15 protein-coding genes are annotated in these 20,910 nt (G+C 62.0%); 6 read left to right on the top strand and 9 right to left on the bottom strand.

Annotated features, from left to right (window positions below; all coding sequences use genetic code 11):
• Window positions 1–152: 152 nt before the first annotated feature.
• The 5 genes from HNQ40_RS15590 to HNQ40_RS15570 all read right to left on the bottom strand — a co-directional run bounded on the left by HNQ40_RS15590 (window position 153) and on the right by HNQ40_RS15570 (window position 8,818).
• The gene (locus HNQ40_RS15590; protein ID WP_184678751.1) at window positions 153–2,417 is read right to left on the bottom strand and encodes a glycoside hydrolase family 15 protein; all 2,265 of its coding nucleotides are present in this window, start codon (window positions 2,415–2,417) and stop codon (window positions 153–155) included.
• Window positions 2,418–2,546: 129 nt separating this feature from the next.
• The gene (locus HNQ40_RS15585) at window positions 2,547–5,702 is read right to left on the bottom strand and encodes a glycoside hydrolase family 2 TIM barrel-domain containing protein (protein ID WP_184678750.1); all 3,156 of its coding nucleotides are present in this window, start codon (window positions 5,700–5,702) and stop codon (window positions 2,547–2,549) included.
• Window positions 5,703–5,741: 39 nt separating this feature from the next.
• The gene (locus HNQ40_RS15580) at window positions 5,742–6,425 is read right to left on the bottom strand and encodes a hypothetical protein (protein WP_184678749.1); all 684 of its coding nucleotides are present in this window, start codon (window positions 6,423–6,425) and stop codon (window positions 5,742–5,744) included.
• Window positions 6,426–6,428: 3 nt separating this feature from the next.
• The gene (locus HNQ40_RS15575; protein WP_246402903.1) at window positions 6,429–8,270 is read right to left on the bottom strand and encodes an ABC transporter permease; all 1,842 of its coding nucleotides are present in this window, start codon (window positions 8,268–8,270) and stop codon (window positions 6,429–6,431) included.
• A 101-nt stretch (window positions 8,271–8,371) separates the two neighbouring features.
• The gene (locus HNQ40_RS15570; RefSeq protein WP_221435570.1) at window positions 8,372–8,818 is read right to left on the bottom strand and encodes a hypothetical protein; all 447 of its coding nucleotides are present in this window, start codon (window positions 8,816–8,818) and stop codon (window positions 8,372–8,374) included.
• Window positions 8,819–9,153: 335 nt separating this feature from the next.
• Here HNQ40_RS15570 and HNQ40_RS15565 point away from each other — a divergent pair, with 335 nt between their 5' ends.
• The 6 genes from HNQ40_RS15565 to HNQ40_RS15540 all read left to right on the top strand — a co-directional run bounded on the left by HNQ40_RS15565 (window position 9,154) and on the right by HNQ40_RS15540 (window position 15,391).
• A complete protein-coding gene (locus HNQ40_RS15565) occupies window positions 9,154–10,173 on the top strand; it encodes a LacI family DNA-binding transcriptional regulator (protein ID WP_184678747.1) in 1,020 nt (339 codons plus the stop codon).
• A gap of 249 nt (window positions 10,174–10,422) precedes the next feature.
• On the top strand, window positions 10,423–11,061 hold the full coding sequence (locus HNQ40_RS18130) for a PEP-CTERM sorting domain-containing protein (protein WP_221435569.1): 639 nt from the start codon (window positions 10,423–10,425) through the stop codon (window positions 11,059–11,061).
• Window positions 11,062–11,163: 102 nt separating this feature from the next.
• Window positions 11,164–11,919, top strand: a complete 756-nt coding sequence (locus HNQ40_RS15555; RefSeq protein WP_184678746.1) for a PEP-CTERM sorting domain-containing protein — start codon at window positions 11,164–11,166, stop codon at window positions 11,917–11,919.
• Between the two features lie 89 nt (window positions 11,920–12,008).
• Window positions 12,009–12,824: a prepilin-type N-terminal cleavage/methylation domain-containing protein gene (locus HNQ40_RS15550; protein WP_184678745.1), complete on the top strand. Its 816-nt coding sequence runs from the start codon at window positions 12,009–12,011 to the stop codon at window positions 12,822–12,824.
• Between the two features lie 139 nt (window positions 12,825–12,963).
• Entirely contained in the window at window positions 12,964–13,791 is an 828-nt protein-coding gene (locus HNQ40_RS15545; RefSeq protein WP_184678744.1) for a DUF1559 family PulG-like putative transporter, read from the top strand.
• Window positions 13,792–13,924: 133 nt separating this feature from the next.
• Window positions 13,925–15,391 (top strand): family 16 glycosylhydrolase, encoded by a 1,467-nt coding sequence (locus tag HNQ40_RS15540; protein ID WP_184678743.1) that lies wholly within the window; start codon window positions 13,925–13,927, stop codon window positions 15,389–15,391.
• A gap of 86 nt (window positions 15,392–15,477) precedes the next feature.
• On the opposite strand, the gene HNQ40_RS15535 is transcribed toward HNQ40_RS15540, so the two are convergent.
• The 4 genes from HNQ40_RS15535 to HNQ40_RS15520 all read right to left on the bottom strand — a co-directional run bounded on the left by HNQ40_RS15535 (window position 15,478) and on the right by HNQ40_RS15520 (window position 20,905).
• Window positions 15,478–16,764: an alginate export family protein gene (locus HNQ40_RS15535; RefSeq protein WP_184678742.1), complete on the bottom strand. Its 1,287-nt coding sequence runs from the start codon at window positions 16,762–16,764 to the stop codon at window positions 15,478–15,480.
• 144 nt (window positions 16,765–16,908) lie between these two features.
• Window positions 16,909–18,153, bottom strand: coding sequence for a CmpA/NrtA family ABC transporter substrate-binding protein (locus HNQ40_RS15530; RefSeq protein WP_184678741.1), 1,245 nt, complete (start codon window positions 18,151–18,153; stop codon window positions 16,909–16,911).
• On the bottom strand, window positions 18,150–18,776 hold the full coding sequence (locus tag HNQ40_RS15525) for an ANTAR domain-containing response regulator (protein WP_184678740.1): 627 nt from the start codon (window positions 18,774–18,776) through the stop codon (window positions 18,150–18,152). Before HNQ40_RS15525 ends, HNQ40_RS15530 begins: the two co-directional genes overlap by 4 nt.
• Window positions 18,773–20,905 carry a molybdopterin oxidoreductase family protein gene (locus tag HNQ40_RS15520; protein ID WP_184678739.1) on the bottom strand — a complete coding sequence of 711 codons (2,133 nt, stop codon included), beginning with the start codon at window positions 20,903–20,905 and terminating at the stop codon, window positions 18,773–18,775. Before HNQ40_RS15520 ends, HNQ40_RS15525 begins: the two co-directional genes overlap by 4 nt.
• Between the last annotated feature and the right edge of the window lie 5 nt (window positions 20,906–20,910).

Below are 20,910 nucleotides of genomic sequence, written 5' to 3'. Positions count from 1 at the left end.
CGGGGGTTGACCCTTGCAAATGTGGGTAAGGGAGGCAGGGAGGTAAGTGGCAGGGAGATAGGGAGTAGGGAGGCAGAAAAGCACGCGCGAACTATCCCCCAAACGCCATCGCTTGCGTCTTCCCTACTGCCTACTGCCTATCTCCCTACTCCCTAAATCTCCGGCACCGGTTCCAGCACCGTCGTGGGCGTACGATCCGCCCCGGCCAAGCCGGCCCCACGCACCGATCGGGCCAGGGAATCGTCTGCCGAACCGCCGGGCGACAGCGATTCCAGCTTCGCGAGGTATTGCACCACCGTCGCCACCACCGTGGCGTGGCTCCAGGTCAGCGGGCTAACCGACAGCGGCGCGTTGGTCTGCGGGTGCACCTGTTCCGCCAGGACGCCCGAGGGCAGCGAGCGGTCCGCGACCCATTCCAGGTACCGCTTGGCGGGCTCGAGCTCTTCCACCGTCTTGGCTTTGGCGATGAGGTAGTCCGCCATCCACAGCGTGCAGATGAACCACGGGTTGCCCGGGACGTTTTCCACATCATCGGTGACCTGGTGGTAGTAGTCGTCCTCGTAGCGGGCGACGCCGCCGACCTCGGTCTTGACCGTGAGTCGTGCTTCGATTTTCTCCATCGTTGCTACGACCCGCTCGTCGTCGGTCGGCAGCAGGCCCAGCGCAAAGATCGCGAACATCGACGCATCGATGTTGTCGTCTTGCTCGTATTCGACTGCGGGCGTGGATTCTTGTTCCGTATCTTCGCCAAGCCCCACATCGTCAAGCGCTTCGGAAAAGCCCGGCTGAAACTGCGACTGCGGGACCCGGCCCGCAAACACATCGCCCATGAGCCGCGCGGTGCGGTCTTGATCGGCGGGCATGATCCGCCGCAGGAAACGGCCGTGCTCGTCGCTCCACATGTATTTGCAGAACGCCTCACGCACCTCTTCCGCGGCCTGGGCGTACCGCTTGGCCCGGACGGTGTCGCCGAAGCAGACCGCGAACTGCCACGCACTCTTGAGCCCGCCGTAGACGGTAGCGACGGTGAACGCGTGGACGCCGTAACGCTCTTCCCACAGGTCGTAGCTGGGCAGGGGCAGCTTCGAATCCGGGTCGCGGAACTGGACCATGAAGTCGGCCGCGGGCCGTACGAGGTCGACCCACATCGGGCGGGTGAACTCGATGTCGCGGTAACGGACAAAGTGGCGCCACAGCGCCCACACCACCAGCGCCGTCTCGTCTTCCTGGATCGGCAGCTGCGGCCGTCCCTTCGCATCCACCCACGGGTGCCACGACGACGCGGGCGACCCGTCGGGGTTGTACTTGTGCAGGAACATGCCCCGGTGCGAAAGCACATCGCGGCAAAACCGGTAGAACTGGCGAGACACATCCGGGAAACCCGCCGCGTCCATCGCATCCGCCACGAACGCGCCGTCGCGCGGCCAGAGGTAGCTGTACGTATCCCGGCTGAACTGCATGATGTCCGAGTCGTTCGCCGCGATGATCGCCCCGTCGTTGTCGATCTGAGTGCGTACCAATAGCAGCGAGCGCTTGAACAGGTCCAGCACCTTCGACGACAGGCCCGCCCCCTCAAGCGGTTCGCCTTCGTCCTGCGGGGTGACCTCGGTGCGTGACGCGGCGAGCCAGAGCTTCCAGTAGGCCTTGGTCCGGTCGATCGAGCCCTGCGGCCCCTCGCGGTGCAGGAACTTGTGGATCGTGTCCATGTCGTCGTAGCTGAAGCCCGCGCCGATCACCAGGTACACCACCCGCATGCCGCCCGGCGGAAGGGTCGCGCGGACGCAGATCGTCGAGTCGACCGCGCCCTGGGCGACCGGGTTGTTGCCGAGTTTGCCGTCTTCCGCGTCGCGCCACGTGCCCTCCGCCCCGCCGAAGCCTGCGGTGCCGCAGGCGTATTCGTCGGTCTGCTGCTCGCCGTCGAGGTAGAAGCAGGACATGAGGTAGCGGTTCTTGCGGTAGTGGATGACGCTGCGGAGCTGCGGGTCGTAGTAGGCGGTGTCGCCGACCTTGTTGCCGAACATGTGGAAGTCGTGGTGGTGGAACAGCCGGACCTCGCGCTCCTGCTCGGTGAGGTTGACCACCTCGATCCGGCGGACCATCACCGGGCGGTTGAAATCCACCACGTCGCTGCAGCGCAGCTCAACCTGGATCGCGTCGTGGCGCATCGTCACGTCCGTGGCGAGGGTGTCGTATTCGTACTTCAGGCTCGTGTCCCAGCCGTCGTCGGACCAGTAGACGCGTTCCTTGCGGCGTTCGTCGCCGTTGTCCCCCGGCAGCTTGGCCCACACCCCGAACCGGCACGGCCCCCCGGCGTGGTTCTCCTGCCCCACGTGCGGGAAATACAGGTCCCGAACGCGGTAGTGCTGGTCGAACGTCACCAGCATCTGGCCATTTCCAACGGGGATATCACGCGGCATCGCTAAAGTCTCGTTCCAGAACTAAACGCTGAACAACAAAGTCTGTGGCCACGAAACATCCCCGACGTGGCCGTCTGTGGAGTATACCCAGACCTTCCCGCTTATCTCGGCAAACCGCGTGGCGGGACTTTACACCTCGATCGAACAGCCCAGCCGGTACGTTCCGGGGAACACCTTGTATTTGTCGAGCGTGTCCGGGCCGCAGCTGCGCGTGCCCAGCCCGCGGTGTTCCGCGTCCAGGCAAACCGTGACGTCCGCACGGGGCTTGAGGTCGTAGGTGTGGTAGGCCTTGGTCAGGTCGATCGGCGTGTAGTGGCTGGCCGAGAAATACATCGGCTTGTCCGCATCGAAACGCAGCGAACGTTTGCCGTCATCCGACAACGCACACCACCGCACATCGGCCTTCAGCCCGTGCTCCTGCGGCAGCACGTACGGGACGTACTCGTCTTTCAAGGTCGAGCGGAACTTGCCGATCGCCTTGCCGGTCTTGCGGTCCGAGTACGACTCGCCCGGGCCTCGGCCGAACCAGTCGAGCCGCTCCAGACCCTTGGCCGCGGTGAAGATCACCCCGACCCGAGGCACGTCGGGTAGCCGCTTATCAATGTCGAACAGGTTCTCGACGTGCAGCTCGCCCGTCGGACGCAGCGTCCAGACCTGCTGGTGCACCACGCTCGCGTCGTCGTCACGGCCGTCGAACACCCACTGGTGATGCAGCGTGACCGCGACCACGCCGCCGCGTTTGAGCTCGATGATCGGCTCGGCGGTCTGCGACAGCCGGGGCTTGTCCAAATGCGCGACACACCACACCCCCAGCGGCTTCCATTCGGAGTGCCACTGCTCGGGCTTGCCCTTCACGCCGTCGTTGCTCGTCACGCCACGCCAGAGGTTCAGCTTCGGCCCCTCGGTGATCAGCGCTTCGCCGTTCACCGACAGTGACTTGAGCTGGCCCTTGCTGCGGTTGAACTTGAGTTCAATGCCATTTACAGCGCACGACACGCGGATGTTGCGTTTGGTTTCGCTGACTTCAACGGGCTGCTTGACCTTTGGCGCTGCGGGCTTGGCCACACGCTTAGACTTGGCAGCCGGCAGCGCAAACTGCTCCCACGCGACGCGGTGGCCCTTCGCACACCAGTCGGTCTTCTTCGCCGAGAGTGCTTCGACCGTGAGGAACGCTTCGCCTTCGGGCAGCTCCGAGAGGTCGTAGTCGAGAGTCACCGCCGCGCGTTTCTGCGGCAGGATCTTCGCGGGCTTCATCGTGCCGGTCGCAACCCGCTTGCCCTCGACCTCGATCACCCAGCGGAAGCTGAGCCACGACAGGTCGGTGAAGTAGTTCTTGTTGGTGATGTTCAAACGGCCACGCTTGGCGTTGGTCAACGCAAAGCCCACGGGCTGCTGCACCTTGTGGCAGTCCGCCATCGCAGGGTGTGGCTCGCGGTCGGCCCCGATCAGGCCGTCGCACACAAACTCCGAGTCGTGGATCTTCTCGCCGAAGTCGCCGCCGTAGGCGTAGAACTCCTGGCCGTCGGCGGTGGTCTGCTTGATGCCGTGGTCGATCCATTCCCAGATAAAGCCGCCCTGCAGTCCGTCATATTTCTCGAAGGTGTCCCAGTAGTCCTGCAGGCAGCCGTTTGAGTTGCCCATGGCGTGCTGGTACTCGCAGGGGATGTACGGCCGATCGTCGCGGTCGAGCGTGGACCACCTGATCAACTCTTCGATGTCCGGATACATCGGGCAGATGATGTCGGTGACGTGGCGGCCGATGGGCTCCATCGCGGTATCGATCTGCTTCCAGGTGTTGCGGACCGCGCCCTCGTAGTGCAGCGGGCGGGTGGGGTCGTAGGCGCGGATCCAGGTCGCCATGGCGTCGTGGTTCTCGCCGTAGCCCGACTCGTTGCCGAGCGACCACAAGATGATGCTGGGGTGGTTCTTGGTGCGCTTGACCATGTTCATCGCGCGGTCGACGAAGGCGTCGTGCCAGCGCGGGTCGCGGCAGATGGAGTCGTAGTTGGCGTGGGCCTCGACGTTGGCTTCGTCCACGACGTACAGGCCGTACTGGTCGCACAGCTCGTACCACCGGCGGTCGTTGGGGTAGTGGGCGTTGCGCACCGCGTTGAAGTTGTGCTGCTTCATCAGCAGGATGTCGCGCACCATCGACTCGGTGCTGAGGGCCTTGGCCGTGACCGGGTCATGCTCATGGCGGTTGACGCCGCGGATCATCACGGCCTGGCCGTTGATCAGCAGCTTGCGGTCACGCACCTCCACCCGGCGGAAGCCGACCTTGCACGAGACGTGCTCGATCGCGCGGGCCTTGGGCTTGCCCTTGCCGTCGTCTTCGTGCAGCGAGACCACCAGTGTGTACAGCGACGGCGACTCGGCCGACCACGGCAGGACCTTGCGGAACGACGCGGCCATGGCCGTGGCGTTGGCATGCCTGCCGTACTGGTTATCGATGATGTGATCGGCCTTGATCGTCTTGATCGCCTTGCCCGACGGGTCGGCCAGCGTGCCGACGACGTGGTAGGTCTTCTCGGGCATCGTCGTGAAGTTGAGCTTCACATCGACGTCGAGCTGGCCGGAGGTGTTGTCGGTGTTGAGGTGGGCCCGGGCGAAGACGTCCTCGATGTAGGCGTGCTCCTGGGTGTACAGCAGCACCTCGCGGAAGATCCCGCCGAGCCACCACTGGTCCTGGTCCTCGACATACGACGCGTCGGACCACTTGATCACCGCCGCGGCGATGTGGTTCTTGCCCTTGGTCACGAACGGCGTCACATCAAACTCGCTGGGCAACCGGCAGTCTTTGCTCATGCCCACGAACGTGCCGTTGATCCAGATGCACAGCACGCTCTCCGCCCCGCCGACGTGCAGCACGATCCGGCGGCCGTCCCAGCCGGGCGCAATCTTGAACGTGCGTCGATAGACCCCGGTGAGGTTCTCCTTCGGCACGTTCGGCGGCGTGTTCTCGAAGGGCATCTGGACGTTGGTGTACTGCGGGGCCCCGTGGCCGTGCTGCGTCCAGTTCGAGGGCACGGGGATCTTGCCCCACTTGTTGTCCTTGGCCCCAGGCTTCACCGCCCAGGCGGGCACCACCTCGGGCCGATCGAACATCTTGAACTTCCAATCGCCATCGAGGGATTGGACCCAAGGGCTCTTGGCCGCGTCGTTGCGCTTGGCCGACGCGAGCGTCGAGTACGGCGTCAGCGGGCTCCGGCCGGGCAGACGGTTGATGTGCGTAAGTTCGGGGGTTTCCCAGAACACGGGAAAACGATCAAAGAGGGTGTCAGGCATGGCGGAGATGGTACCGCATCCCGCAAAAACTTGGCATTCCTAGGATCGCGACAAGCCCGTGCCGAGCCAGCTACGGAAACTCTTGGAGAAAACCATGATCAGGCCAATTGCCAGCGTAAAACCGTATGTAACCAGCTGCGAGAGGCCTTGCTCAGCAAACCTGTCCCACGACATCTCTTGCCAGAACGACGTGAATGGAAGCCGGATCAATTGCGATAAGCCACTGACCGTGTAAGTCACACCGATCAAAATAATGCCCGCCGACAGCAAGCTGATTGGCGAGAGACGAACCGTACGGCCAAGCACTCCATCCTCCGGCACTATCTTTCGCGCAATCCAAGGCACCAAAAACCAAATCACTACCCACATCAGCAGAAAGAACACTTTCGGGATGATTCGTGATCCAATCACGGATCGAAATTGAGCCGAATCCCAGATATTCACCGTCATACCCAAAGATGCAGCGACCAACTGAGCTACGCTTGATACCAGACCTACAAGCTGCATGAGACATGCGAATACAATCAGCAAACGGATCAGAACAATGACACTGGTCCTCACACCAATGGGCGCGAGGCCTTGATTGATTTCAGCCCCACACTCCGGACAGTCCCCGCTGATACGTGATCCCGTCAGATCGTACCCACACACATCGCAATCCAAACCAACCGAAGCCGGCTCGTTTGTCTCTCCCGGCCCACCGGATGGAATTGATTCGGTCACGTTTTAAACCTTGAAGATCGCCCCGAGCTTCTTGCCCATGAGGACGCTGGCGCCGACCAGAGTGACGGTCAGCAGGGCCATGCCCCAGACGCCCATCGCGCTGGCGATGTACGGGCCGTCGCCCAGGCGGTTGAAGAGCGTCCAGATCGCTTTGGTGATCGGGTAGTGCGGTTCCTTCTCGGCCAGGATCAGCGAGTCGCTGACCTCGAGCATCGCGAAGCTGAAGACGAGGATGCCGCCCGCGATGAGGTTGGCCATGATCAGCGGCACGACGACCCGGCGGATCGCGGTCATCGGCGAAGCGCCGAGGTTCAATGCCGCTTCTTCGAGGTCGCCCGAGGTCTGCTCCAGACCCGCCGCGGCGGAGCGGAGGATGTAGGGCAGGCGGCGGATGGTGTAGGCGATGACCAGGAACATCAGCGGGTTCGGGGCCTGACCCCGCACGGACATGAGCGAGCCGAGCTGATACCAGATGGATTCGGTGTTTTCGTTGGCGATCGTGACCTGCAGCCAGCTGCCGATCTGCGGGAACGGCCAGTGCAGGCTCATGGCGACGTAGCCGAACGCCATCACCAGGCCGGGCACCGCGAGCGGGAGCATGCCCAGGGCGTCGAGCACGAAGCCGCCCTTGATCTTGATCCGGGCGGTGAGGTAGGCGATGGCCAGCCCGAGCAGGATGCAGAAGAACATGGCGGCCGAGGCGTAGATCAGGCTGTTGAGGATCGACTGCATCGCGAGCTGGTGCGACAACGCCCCGGCGAAGTGCTCGCCCGTGAACTGCTGCGGCAGGATCGAGCGGTACCACGTGCCGTCGACCGCGATGGACGAGAAGATCACGCCGAGGTGCGGGAGCACAGCGAGGAACGTGATCCCGCCGAAGAACAGGATCGCGCCCAGGCCCTTGAGCCCGGTGAGCCGCTGGGTGGCGACGGCGGCGGTGGCCTTGTTCTGCATGGCGTAGGCGCGGCCGCCGAAGGCGAACTTACCCATGAGGTAAAGCGCCACGGCGACGACGAGCATGACCACGACCAGGGCGTAGGGCCGGGGGTTGGCCTCGATGTCGGTCAGGCCGTAGAAGACCTGGACGGGGGTGACGGTTTTGTACTCGAACATCAGCGGGGTGCCGAGCTCGGTGAAGCTCCAGATGAAGACGATGGTGGCACCCGCGAACACGCCCGGGAGGATCAGCGGCAGCGTGCAGCGGAAGAACCGCTTGAACCGCCCCGCACCGAGATTCAGCGCCGCTTCATCAAGCGAGGGGTCTAGGTTAGACAGCGCCGCAACGATATTGAGGTAGAGGATGGGGTAGAGGTGAAGCGCCTCCATGACGACGACCGCCCAGAAACGCCCGCCCAGCCCCCCGCCGAGGAAGTCGATGCCCGGTCCCGCCGGGTCGATGAGCCCTAGCTTGGCGAGCAGCGAGTTGATCGCCCCGAAACGCCCGAGCAGGGCTTGCAGGCCAATGGCACCCACGAACGGCGGAAGGATCAGCGGGACCAAGACCAACGCGCTGACCGTCGCCTTGCCGCGGAACTCGTACTTCGCCGCGATCACACCCATCGGCAGCGTGACGATCAGACACAGCAGCGTCGTCGCCACCGCGATCATCAGGGCATTGAATAGTCCCTGGCGGTACAGCGGGTCGCGCAGCACGCCGACGCCATCGCCAATGAAATACTTGAGGGTGAAAGCCCCGGTCGCCTCGTCCTCGAAGCCGCCGCGCACCGTCAGGAAGATCGGCCAAATCAGAAAGACAGCCAGGATCGTCAGGATCAGCCCAAAGAGGCAGTAGCGGTAAAACTCGCGTTGCCTGCCGTACATCCGCTGGGGTGATGGAGAGGTCATGGGTGCCCACAGTAACCCCAACTGCGTTGCGGGGAAAGCGTTAGACGCGGGCTAACCCATCGCTCACATTCAAACGGCCGTTACGCATGACGTCTGGGAGCTCATCCGCCAAGGAGATCGGACATGGTCATGAGTTCTTCGACACTGGTGACATTACCCTGCTCATCGAAGTTCACGTTGTAGGCGTTTTCGGCATCAAACCGGTATTCAAAAAAGAATCCCAGGTTGTAGGAACCGTTCTGGATCTTGGTCGCGAATGCCGCCTCGTCGAATTTGACGATCGGCCCATGCAGCCGATTAGGGTTATTCGAGAAGGCCGCAAATTTTTTCGGAGGTCTGATGTCAACGACCTGCTGCCAACTCATACCCGGCTGAACCTGCGAGATGAACTCATCCGCACCCGCAGCGGGGTCGAAATCGGTGACCCCCCCGAACTTCACGAGCAGAGCCACGCCCACGATGACGACGACAAGCAAAACGGCCAAAACTTTCATGATCAAACCCCTGAAAACTGGAAGAAAGCGATAGAGCGAATACAACCGATGCAAGTAGAAGAGTCCAACTGTTCTAATAGGATTCTCCTCGGATCCCGCGGCCCATGTCAAGGCTCCGCCACCTGAGCACCGCACCCCATCAGAATTCATCTCAATTCACCAGCCAAACCGAATCTGGGGGACTAGTATTCGAAATCTATGCCTATGTAGATTGCTCAATATTTCAGCATCATTTCTGTAAATTGTTTTCATTGCCTGATTTTTCACATATTTCTTGACAGATAGGCCACATCGGATTAGAATTCGTGCAACAGGAGTGAAACAGTTTCATTTTAATACGTCATTCTGACTCAAGACTCCTTGTTTTTCCCGTCTTTTAAGGTCCAGGCATGTCCAGCGTTCGCCAAATCGCCCGAGAAGCAGGTGTTTCCATCACCACCGTTTCACGGGTCCTGAACAACCACCCTCGCGTCAGCCAAAAGGCCCGTGAGCGTGTTTTGGCCGCTGCCAACGATGCCCGCTATGTCGCCCCCGTCAGCAAGCGATCCACGACCAATATTGCCCTGCTTTACACCGGCGAATCCTCCCTGGGCTCGCCGTTCGACTCTCAGGTGATGTGGGGCATGTCCTCCGGCATCGAAGAATACGGCTACGACCTCATGGTGCTCGACGCCAAGCGGTCACTCCAGCCCGGCGAAACCTACACCCAGATGTTTATGCGTAAAGGTGTCCGCGGCGCTGTCCTCCGCACCACCCTTTCGACGCGGCACATCTGCCTGGCGATTGCCGAAGAAGGCTTCCCCTCGGTCGTCGTGGGTGACCGGTTCGAACACCCCAGCATGCGTTTCATCTATTCGGATTCGCGTGAGCCCAGCCGTGAAGCGATCGAGCACCTCATCGCCCTGGGGCACACCCGGATCGCGATCTGCCTCAACATCGTGGACGACTCGGACCACGCCGACCGCCTCGCGGGCTACGAACAAGCCCTGAGCGACCACGACATCCCGCTCGACCGCAAGCTCGTGATCCGGGCCCACGCCAACCGCACGGGTGGCGAGCAACTGATGCGGCGGGTGGCCTCGATGGCCGACCGCCCCACCGCGATTTTCATTACCGACCCCGCCGCCGCCGCCGGTGCTTTCAAAGAAGCCCGTGCGTTGGGTCTGAACGTCCCCGAAGACATTTCGATCATCGGGTTCGACGACGGAGACCTTCGTTTTGATATCTACCCCGAAATGACCGCCGTGTGCCAAGACACCGGCGCGATCGGCCAGGAGGCGATGACCGCTCTGCACGAAGTCATCGAGAACGGCCCGGGAGAAACACTGCCCGTGCGTAAAGCGCGACGGGCATGGCTCGAAGTCCATCACTCCACCGCTTCACCATCGGTCGAAAGGAGGGCCGAATGACGTGATCACTACCCCTAGTGAGGGAATAAGAAAAAGGTCGCTTCGCCGCTGCAACGACGAAACGACCGGTTGAGCAAAACACGACTGCCCTGCTCACATCCCATCTTATCGCCCATCTGAATCTACGTCGGCCACTCATCTGCGTATCACAACATTAAATGTTTTTGTTTTCCGTGCGTTTGCACACTTTTCTTCCCCATCCCCGAAAACAGGCTGGGGTTAACACCTTCCCATCTGGAGGAATTTGAAATGAATCTTTTGTCTCTCTCCACTCGTTTTGTGGCTGCGGCCGCCGTCGCCACCGCGCTGAGCACCAGCGCCTCGGCCCAAATCGAACTCACCACCAACGGTGACTTCGAAACCGGCGACCTCACCGGCTGGACCCAGTTCGAAACCGGCCCCGGCCAACAGTCCGTGACCACCTCGAACCCTTCCGCCGGCACCTACGCCGGTAACATCAACAACGACGTTGCCCTGAGCAACTCGCTGTGGAAGCAAGCCAACATCGGCATCGGCCAAGTTGCCATCGGCGACAAGGTCACCATCTCGTTCGACGCCCGCGGCTCGTACGCGGTGCCCGGCGGCGTTGCGTTCGCTGAGTTCTTCCAAGAGCTCTCGGGCGGCGGTACCTCCGGCGGCGGCATCCTCGGCGGTGCCCCCCTGGCCATCAGCGGCGATCCCGAAGAGTGGACCACCTTCACCTTTGACTGGACCATCACCGGCGACGTCAGCGGTGGTGTGACCCTGCAACTCGGTGCGACCAACGGCCCCGCCGGTGGCACCAACATGTTCTACGACAACGTCTCGGTGACCGTGCCCGAACCCGCCTCGATGGCACTGGTCGGCCTCGGTGGCCTGGCCATGCTGGCCCGTCGTCGCAAGGCCTAAGCCTTTCGGCCTAAATTTCGCCTTGGCCGGGGTAACACCCGGCCAAGGCATGTTTCAAGCATTTCCCGAATCATTCCCGTTCCCTTTGGAGGTATTAGAGTCATGAATCGTTTAACTGCTTTTGTTTGTACCGGCTTGTTGTCGGCGGCCGTCGCCCCCATGGGCGTCGCCCAACTCTCCAGCTACAGCCAAGACTTCGAAGGCCTGGACCGCACCAACACGTCCGCGCTGGATATCGACGGCTGGGGTCTTTTCGTCAACGTGTTCCAGTCTGATGGAACCACCCCTGTTTACAACTACGGCGTCTTCCCGGCTCCGAATGACATCGCCAATCCCAATATCTCGGTAATCAGCGATAGCTCTGCTGCTCCAGTTGGTGATCAAGGCTTGGTCATTTTCAATGACTATGCCAACGGCGACCACGGCAACGGCACCAACCGCCGCATCAATGTCAACGTGTTCCAAGAACAGACCATCAGTGCCGCGGATATCGGCAGCATCTGGGAATTCTCGTTCGTCGCTTCGCCCGACGCGAACACGATCGACCCCACCACGCTGGCCGACGCGTTCATCCGCACCCTCGACCCGCTGAGCGGCTTCGCCGCCACCAACAACATCACGGTGGACACGAGCTCGTTGGGTGCCGGCGTCACCACCCTGAGCCTGCAGATCGACCTGAGCGACCCCGCTCTGGACGGCCAGATCCTGCAATTCGGTTTCAGCAACACCGCTGATAACTTCAAGGCTTCGGGTGTCAACTACGACAACATCAGCTTCGCTGTCATCCCCGAGCCCGCCAGCCTCGCGCTCGTCGGCCTGGGTGGCCTGGCCGTGCTCGGCCGTCGCCGCAGCCACTGACACCATCACTCCCCGGCCAGCCGCTTAACGGCGGCTGACCGGCTTAACGCCTCGCCACCACTCACTCATTTCGACTCAGGACCCTTCCCATGAAACACCAAACCAAAGCCTTCACCCTCATTGAATTGCTCGTTGTTATTTCGATCATCGCACTGCTGATCGGCATCCTCCTACCCGCCCTCGGTGCCGCGCGGAGCACGGCTCGCGACATGGCCTGTCTGTCTAACCAGCGGCAGATTTCCATCGGCTTCAACACCTACGCCAATGAGAACAACCTGCTTCTCCCCCCCTCGTTTGACAACTCGTCGTTCAGCCCCAACACCTCGGACTGGACCACGCTCATCTCCGCATTCATCACCTCGAACTCCAGCCGGACCACCGAAGAATATGTGGATCCCGTCACCGGCGAAATTACCGGACAGAGCGAAGTCTTCCAGTGTCCCGCCGCGGTTTTACCCGACGGTCGGGCCCACTACAGCGCTAACAAATTGACCATGCCCGTGTACTTCAACGGTAACTTTGCCAATCCCCCCCTTAACAAGCTCTATAACCTCGACTTCCACAAGCGAGCTACCGAAATTTTCTGGGTCGCTGACTCGGGCCAACAAGACAACGGCGATGCTTACGCGGCGATGGACGGCATCAACGGTGCCACTTTCGCGACTCCGCCAAGCTTCTATAACTCTACTGACACCGACAATGACGACCCGATTAACGAAGGTCCAAACGTGGATGGCAGCGCCAATGGCGCTCTCGCCCTCGCACAACCCCGCTGGCGCCACGGTGCGGGCGGAAAAGAAAGCGGCAGCGATAGTGGCAATGTAAATGTCTTGTTTGCTGATGGACACGCCAGCAGTGTGGGACGAGGCGAATTTCTTGTTCGTAATGTTAGAGCTGACCCGTAACCCATAAAGCGTTTACTCGATCCACGCTGAGCGGCGTGCATCGAGCTTTTTAGATGCACTATCGCGTTGGTTCGGTGCCCGCACCACCCCGCACCCCCATCCCCATCCCCATCCCCATCCCCATCCCCCGGATTGGATCATGAAACTCCATCAGCCCCAAACACGCTCCGCCTTCACCCTGATTGAGCTGCTAGTTGTGATCAGCATCATCGCCCTGCTCATCGGCATTCTGCTCCCCGCTCTAGGGGCGGCCCGCAGTTCTGCCCGTGATATGGCATGCCTCTCGAACCTGCGTCAGATCGGCGTTGGTCTTTATGCGTACGCCCAGGATCACGATGAACTTCTTCCCGTCAGCTTCTATGGCGGAGGCGCCGCAGGAGATCAAGAAAGTGATTGGGTGGTACAAGTTTCTGCCTATATCTCCGGAGACGCTGCCAACACCTATGTCGGTGGCGGGAAAAACCTGCCCAGCCCCGTCATGCAATGCCCCTCAGCGATCATTGATAGCGGCCGCCTTCATTACGGTGCACACCCACTCATCTTCCCGGTCTGGTTCAATGGATTTGCGACGGCTCTCGGTCAATATCCGATGTATCAAATGAAACGCCCAACCGAAATCTTGTTCATTGCAGACGCGATGCAGAATACCGGCAATCCCAGCCAAGATGATGGCGATAGCTACGCTGCGCTTGACCGTCTTGATGGAGGCGGCAGGACACCAGCAGACCTTTGGAGTCCCGACGACTACTACAATTCTGGTAGTGCGGACAATGAGGACCCGATTATTGAAGGTGCTAATAAGGACCGGAATTTCGGTGATGGAGAAGGCGATCTGCGTTGGCGTCACGGAGCGGGCGATAAGTCTGATGGGAGTGACGAAGGTTCGGTCAACGGCCTGTTCGGTGACGGTCACGCCCAGATCAATCAACGCGGCACACTGCTGAAGAAGAACGTCCGCCCCGACTGATTCGTTCAATTTACAAAACCTATCGCTCTGACAGCCTGAATTAGTCTCTCGACAGGTGTATTTCATGAGAAGAGGTTATCGAGCCAAGCATATTGGTCTAGCCGTGGTGATCCTAATTACGGCTAGGCCAAGTTTGCTAACGGCGCAATGGCAGTTGACGTGGGCCGACGAGTTCGATGCTCCGAGCATCAACACGACCGACTGGGATGTGCTTACCCGTCGGGACAGCTTCAACGACGAGCTCCAGTACTACATTCCCGAACAAGCCGCGATCGCGCAGACCGAGGGGAGGTCGGTCTTGCGGATCACGGCAACGGATGAGCCCCTGGATGGCAAGGCGTATCGCTCGGCCCGCCTGGAAAGCAACTACAGCCAGGCCTACGGCCGATTCGAGGTCATGGCCCGCATCCCGACCACCAAAGGGATCTGGCCGGCGGCGTGGCTGCTGCCGCGTGATACGCCCTGGCCGTTGGGCGGCGAGATCGACATCATGGAGCACGGCGGGTCTCGCCCCAACGTGGTGAGCAGCGCCTACCACTGGAACAACGTGCCCAACTTCAGCCAATTCGTCTTCGGGGAATACCACGCCCCCGCGGGCCAGGGGCCGTGGGCCGACGATTTCCACGAGTATGCCGTGGAGTGGGACACGCGGGCGATCCGTTATTTCGTGGATGGGGTCAACCATTTCACGGTCACGCCCGACATGGCCCCGATCTCCTCCACCCCGATGAGCGTTATCCTCAACACGGCCGTCGGCGGGTTCTTCGACGGCAACCCCGACGGCACAACCCAGTTCCCCAACACCTTCGACATCGACTACGTCCGGGCTTATCAGCAGACCGGCAACGTCACCAACCTGCTGACCAACGGCGAGTTTTCGAACAACTCCAACGGCTGGCTACGGACCGGAAATACCTTCGTGGAAAGCCACGACCCCGAGGGCAGTCACGCCTTCGACGGCTTCGGCGACCACGCAATCAAACTCTTCGGCTTCGCCTCGAGCAAACTCATCCAGAGCGGCGTCTCGGTCACCGGCGACAGCGAATACACGCTGAGCGCCAACGTCCGGATCAACAGCAACGACTCGATCACCGGCACCAACAATCTGCTGGTTATGTGGATGGAGTTTTTCGACGGCAACAACAACTCGCTGGGCAGCGAGGGCGGCGTGATTGCCGACGGCTCGATCAACAACAACACCTGGCTGCTCCGTGAGCTCACGGGGGTAGCGCCCTCCGACGCGGTGTCCGTGAACGTGGGCTTCGAGTTTATTCAGCCCAACAACCAGGGCGGAGCCGTGTGGGTCGACAGCGTCTCGCTGACCGAATCGCTCGCGATCGCGCTGGCGGGCGACTACAACAACAACGGCGTGGTCGACGCGGCGGACTACACTGTCTGGCAGGACAGCTTCGGCTCGACCACCGACTTGGCCGCGGATGGCAACGGCAACGGGGTCATCGATGCGGCTGACTATACGGTCTGGCAGGACAACTTCGGGCAGTCCGCCAGCGGGCTCGGCGCCAACGTGAATATCCCCGAGCCCGGCAGCGCCCTGCTGCTTCTCCTGGGTGCGGGCGTGCTTTACCGACGCCGGGCTTAGTCAGACAGCTACTTCAGACGAGACATAAAAAAGCCGCGACGAGGATGACTCGCCGCGGCTTTGGTGTTTCACGAATGCGGTTCGAATTAGAACGCAAACGTGAGGTCGATGGTGAGCTTGGTGCGGTCAGCGAAGCCGGCCTCGTCGCCGTCGAAGTAGGCGAGCTTGGCGCCCAGGCTGAGGTTACTGCTGAGCTTCTTGGTCACGACGGCGTCGAACTCTTGGCCGAACTTGCCGATGGAGTCGTTGCCACCGAAGTAGTGGTAGACCAGCTTACCCTTCATCTTCCATTCCTTGGGGAACGGGATACCGTAGTAGATGTAGAAGTCTTCCAGGCCGTCGGCGGGCGTGACGAGGAAGACGTCCGCGAAGCCGTTGAACTTGTGCAGGGTCGCGAGCGGGGTGCGGAACGCGAAGTTGCCGTCGTCCGAGCCCAGGACTTCGTAGCCCACGCCGAACGTGCCGGTCTCGGGGACCTTCAGGCCCAGGTCGATGGCGTAGTACATGGCGTCGTAGTCGGTCGGGTTGTCGCCGGTGTCTTCCTGGTAAGCGAAGCTACCTGCGTAGGCCAGCGACATGCCGCTATCGCCCAGGGGCTTGCTGCCGGCCAGACGGACACCCACGGTGTCGTTGGAGTTGGCGGGCGAATCTTCGATGTCGAGGAAGTAGCCGAAGCCGGTGAGCTTGCCCACGTCCTTGATCTTGTAGGAGCCGTTGACGAAGACGATTTCGGTGTCTTTGAAGTCGGCTTCTTCACCGAAGATGCGGTTCACGCGGTTGATGTAGCCGCCGGTGAGATCGAAGCCTTCGAGCCCGAGGTTGCTGGAAGCACGCACGGCGTCGAAGGTCTGGTTGTCCTGGCGCCAGCCGACGTGGCCGATGAAGCGTTGGTCGTCGAGCGCGATCACTTGACGGCCGGCCTTCACCTTGAGGCCCGCGAGTTCGGCGTTGCTGTACTGGGCCCAAGCCTCGTTGAGCTCGGTCACCTCGGGGTCGGCGACGACGGCGCGGTTCAGGCCGGCGGTGCTTTCACCGGGGCCGTCGTTGTACAGATCGTCGTCGGCCGCGGTCACGTCTTCGAACTCAACGTAAAACTGGAAGCCTTCGTATTCTTCGGTCAGGTAACCGAGGCGGGTGCGGATGGTGTAGGCGTAGGCGTTGTCGAGGTTGTCTTGTTCGACAATCTCGGCCCGGGCCCGGACGTTCAGCTTCACGGTGCCGGACATGATCGCGTCGGCAAAGGTTTGCGTCGTATCGTCTTCCAATGTTGCCGGGGCATCTCCCTCAGCCTGCCCCAACGCAGGGAACGCAACCGCGCCCATACACAACGTGTACGGGACCAGGCTAGGTCGAAACTTCGAAAACAAACTCATCACAAAACTCTCTTTCAAATAAAAGTATCCGCTCGGGCGCAACACAGGCCGTGCCGCCGAGCGGAGGGTGTGGTTAGGGGTCCGCGCCGTTGCGGATGAACAAACTGTGGGGTTCTTCACTCAGGAAGAGGCCGGTTCATGCGATCAAGGGTCGGAGGACACCTCGACCGGCGAGGCCTGGCTGGGGAATATCTGGTCGGGGCCCATTACGATAGGCCGTGTCGCTTGGGTCAGGCTCCACGCCTCGTTGTGCACGCCTTCGGGCTTGTGGTCGATCAGCGGGTAGGGCAAGTCCAGCTCTGCGCACGCCTTGCGGTAGAGGTTGGGCTGCAACACCTGAGCCGCGAGCCGGTCGTATTCTTGTGCGGGGTGGTCGTTCGGATCGATCTGGCCCGCGTCGGCCATCTTCTCCAGGAACGTCCGGCCGTGGGACACCCAGGGGAAGTTCGCGGCGTAGCGGTTGAAGACCATGAAGTCCGAGCAGTCCCAAACCGGGCCGTTCTGCGACAGGCTGAGCTGCCCCATCATCGAGGGACGAACCGCTTCGTAGGGCACGTCCACGTAGTGCTCGGACGCAATCATGCGGGCCAGCTCTTCGCGGTTGGCTTCGTCGTCGCACCAGGCGGAGGCCGCGATGATCGCGCGGATCAGTGCGAGGTGGGTGGCCGGATGTTGCTCGGCCCAGGCGGTGGTCACGCCGAGGACTTTCTCCGGGGCGTTGTTCCACAGCTTGTGTTTGGTCATAACGATCCGGCCCCAGCCCCGCTGGACCGTGATCGAGTTCCAGGGCTCGCCCACGCAGAATCCGTCGATCCGCCCTTCCCGCATGGCGTCGGGCATGTCCGGCGGAGGAACCACCTGAAGGCGGACATCCAGATCGCAATCCACGCCCGCGGCGCTGAGCCAGTGGCGGAGTTCGTAGTGGTGGGTGCTCGTGGGGAAGACGCAGCCCAGCGTGATGGCCGGTTCGCCGTTCTGGGCCCGACGCTTGATCACGTCGCTGAGCACGAATGCCGACCGTTCTTCATCGAGCCCCGCCTCGCCCGCTGCGGAAAGCATCTCGGCGTAGAGCGATTCGCTGACGGTGATCGCGTTCCCGCCCAGGCTCAGGCACAACGCGCTCATCATCGGCACCGCCGCACCGCCGACCCCCAGCGTGGACGCGAGGGGCATGGGGTAGAGCATCTGCGACGCGTCGTAAACGCCAAAGGCGGTCTTGTCCCGGATGCTGGCCCACGAGCGCTCACGACACAGCGTCACCCGCAGCCCTTCGTGCTCGAAGAAACCCTTTTCGTAAGCGGCGACCAGCGGCGCACAATCGGAGAGCGGAATAAATCCGATCTGCAGATCCGGCTTTTCAATGACTATCGGTTCTGCTTGGTCGATCATGGCCTGACTCCTTTAACAACGCCCGCATCCGCATCCAGCAAAGCCGCCGCTTGAACAATTTCTTCGGCGACCTGGCCCAGGCGTTTCTTGTGATTCATCGCGGCCTGGCGGAGCAAGGCGAAAGCTTCTTCCTCCGAGCAAGACCGTCGTTTCATGAGGATGCCCTTGGCCCGGTCGAGAACCTTCCGCTCCTCAAGTGTCTGTTTGGTTTTCTTGAGCTCATCCACCACGCTCTGGTGTTGGTTGAACTGGGCGATCGCCGTCTCGATGACCGACGCGACCCGCGAATTGGCGATGCCGTGTGTCACGTAAGCGGAGACGCCCGCTTTCACCGCGGCCCGGATGGTGTCGCGGTCTTCATCGCTGGCGAACATCACCACCGGGCGCGGCTGCTTGTGGTGGATGGTGGTCAGCTGTTCGAGGGTGTCACGGCTGGGCGATTCGGTGTTGATGAGCACCAGATCGGGTTCGCTGTCGGCCACAAGCGTGTGCAGGTGGGTGTCGCCCCCGGTCACCGCCACGATTTCGTAGCCCGTCTCCGCCAGCGCCGCCGAGAGCGTTTGCGCACGGGCGGCGTCGTCATCGGCAATCATGATGCGTAGGGGTTTCTGGGGCGTACTCATGCGTTTCGGCTCCCCTCGTCGAGGTTCGCGAACGTTTCGTTGGGTGCGGCGACCAAGCGGCAGGCGGCGTGCTTGAGCTCGGGTTGCTTGGAAATCGCGTCGACCACGCGGTGCGTGGCGTAGTTGGCCGCGGTTTCGGGGTGGAGTGTATCGCCGAAGTGGAACGGGAGAAACACCAGGCCGGGGCGTGTGTTGGTTGTCACCGATACCTCGGCCAAAGCGCGGCCGTGCCGAGACTCAACCCACGCCAGATCGCCATCGACCAGCCCAAACCCTCCCGCATCGGACGGGTGCACGTCCGCAACCGGGTGCGGGGCAAAGCGGTTGAGCTCGGGTACGTGTCCCGTCCGACCGCGGGTGTGCCAGTGCTGAGCGACACGGCCCGTGGTCAGGTTCAGCGGGTATTCATCGTCAGCGGTTTCAGCGGTGGGCTCGTAGCTCGCGGTGCTGAGACGGGCCTTGCCCGAAGGCGTGGGGAACACGCCGTCCACATAACGCCGAAGCGTGGGGCGCTCGGCGGCTGCGGGATACGGCCAGTGAGTACCGCCGTGCTGATCGAGCTGCTCGTTGGTGATGCCCGTCATGTCGCAGAGGGTATCGGCGGTCAAACGGCGGAACTCGTCCCACACCTCGTCGCTGTCCGCAAAGTCGAAGCCGTGGAATCCCATGGCTTGAGCAATATCGCAGACGATCTTCCAATCGGTCCGTGCTTCACCGGGGATGGGCAACGCCGCATCGCTACGGGTGATGAGGCGTTCGCTGTTGGTCATCGTGCCGCGTTTCTCGCCCCACGTCGCAGCGGGCAGCAAAACGTCGGCATAGGCCGCGGTCTCGGTGTCTTTCAGGCAGTCCTGCACCACGACCAACGGCGTCTCCCGCAGGCCGTGCTGCGTGACGTCCAGATCGGGCATGCTCACCGCCGGGTTCGTGCACGCGACCCACAACACGCCGAGCTCGCCCCGCGCCGCGGCGTCGAACATCTCGACCGCGGGCCGACCGGGCTCCGCAGCGATGCTGCCCTCGGCAAGGCCCCAGGCCTGCTCGAGCGCCTCACGGTCGGCGTCCACCGTGACCTTGCGGTACCCCGGGAGCTGGTGAGCGAGGTAGCCCACCTCGCGGCCGCCCATCGCGTTGGGTTGCCCCGTGAGCGAGAACGGCCCCGCCCCCGGCTTGCCGACCTGGCCCAGCATGAGGTGCAGGTCGATCAGCGCGGTGTTCTTGTCGGTCCCCCGGCTGCTCTGGTTGGTCCCCATGCAGTAGCAGCTCAACAGCTTGCGGCCGCCGCCCATCCACTCCGCCGCCTGCTCGATGTCCGCTGCGGGCACGCCGCAAGCGTCCAGCATCGCGTCGACGTCCAGCTCATCGAGCTGCTGCTTCAACTCGGCAAACCCTTCAACGCTCTGCTCGATGTAATCCAGATCGAGGTCGCCACGGTCCAGCGCGGCTTTGGCCAGCAGCCGAAGCAGTGCGACATCCCCGCCGGGCTTCACCGCCAGGTGGAGGTCCGCGAACTCCGCGGTCTTGCTCCGCCGGGGATCGACGACAATGATCCGCGTGCCCTCGTGTGTGGCGCGACGCCGACGGATGCGGTTGAACAGCACCGGGTGGTTCGCCGTCATGTTCGCCCCGATCAGGAAAAACGTGTCGGCCAGGTCCATGTCTTCGTAGCACGTCGGCGGCCCGTCGCTGCCGAAGCTACGAACATAGCCCGCCACCGCACTGCTCATGCACAGACGGCTGTTGGTATCGGTGTGGTTGCTGCCCAGATAGCCCTTGAACAGCTTGGTGAATAGAAACGACGCCTCGGTGTCGAGCTGGCCCGAGCCGTACCACGCCACCGCGTCGGGCCCGCGTTGCGTCAGCGTGTCCTTGATGCCATCAGCCACCTTGCGGATCGCCTCGGCCCAGGTCGCCGGGCGAAGCGGCCCGCCCTTCTCATCCCGGATCATCGGCTCGGTCAGACGCCGGGAAGCATCATCGGACTTGAACAGCAACGCGCCCTTCGGGCACATCATGCCGAAGTTCGGTGCCGCCTCCACATCTGCGTGGATCGACTTCATCTGTCCGCCCTGCACCTTGACCTCGACGACACAGCCCACGCCGCAATACGGGCAGGTTGCGCGTGTCATGTGCT

The sequence above is a fragment of the Algisphaera agarilytica genome, from assembly GCF_014207595.1.
Taxonomy (GTDB): domain Bacteria; phylum Planctomycetota; class Phycisphaerae; order Phycisphaerales; family Phycisphaeraceae; genus Algisphaera; species Algisphaera agarilytica.
The sequence above is the reverse complement of the archived record's forward strand: the minus strand, read 5'-3'. Positions and strand labels throughout refer to the sequence as shown.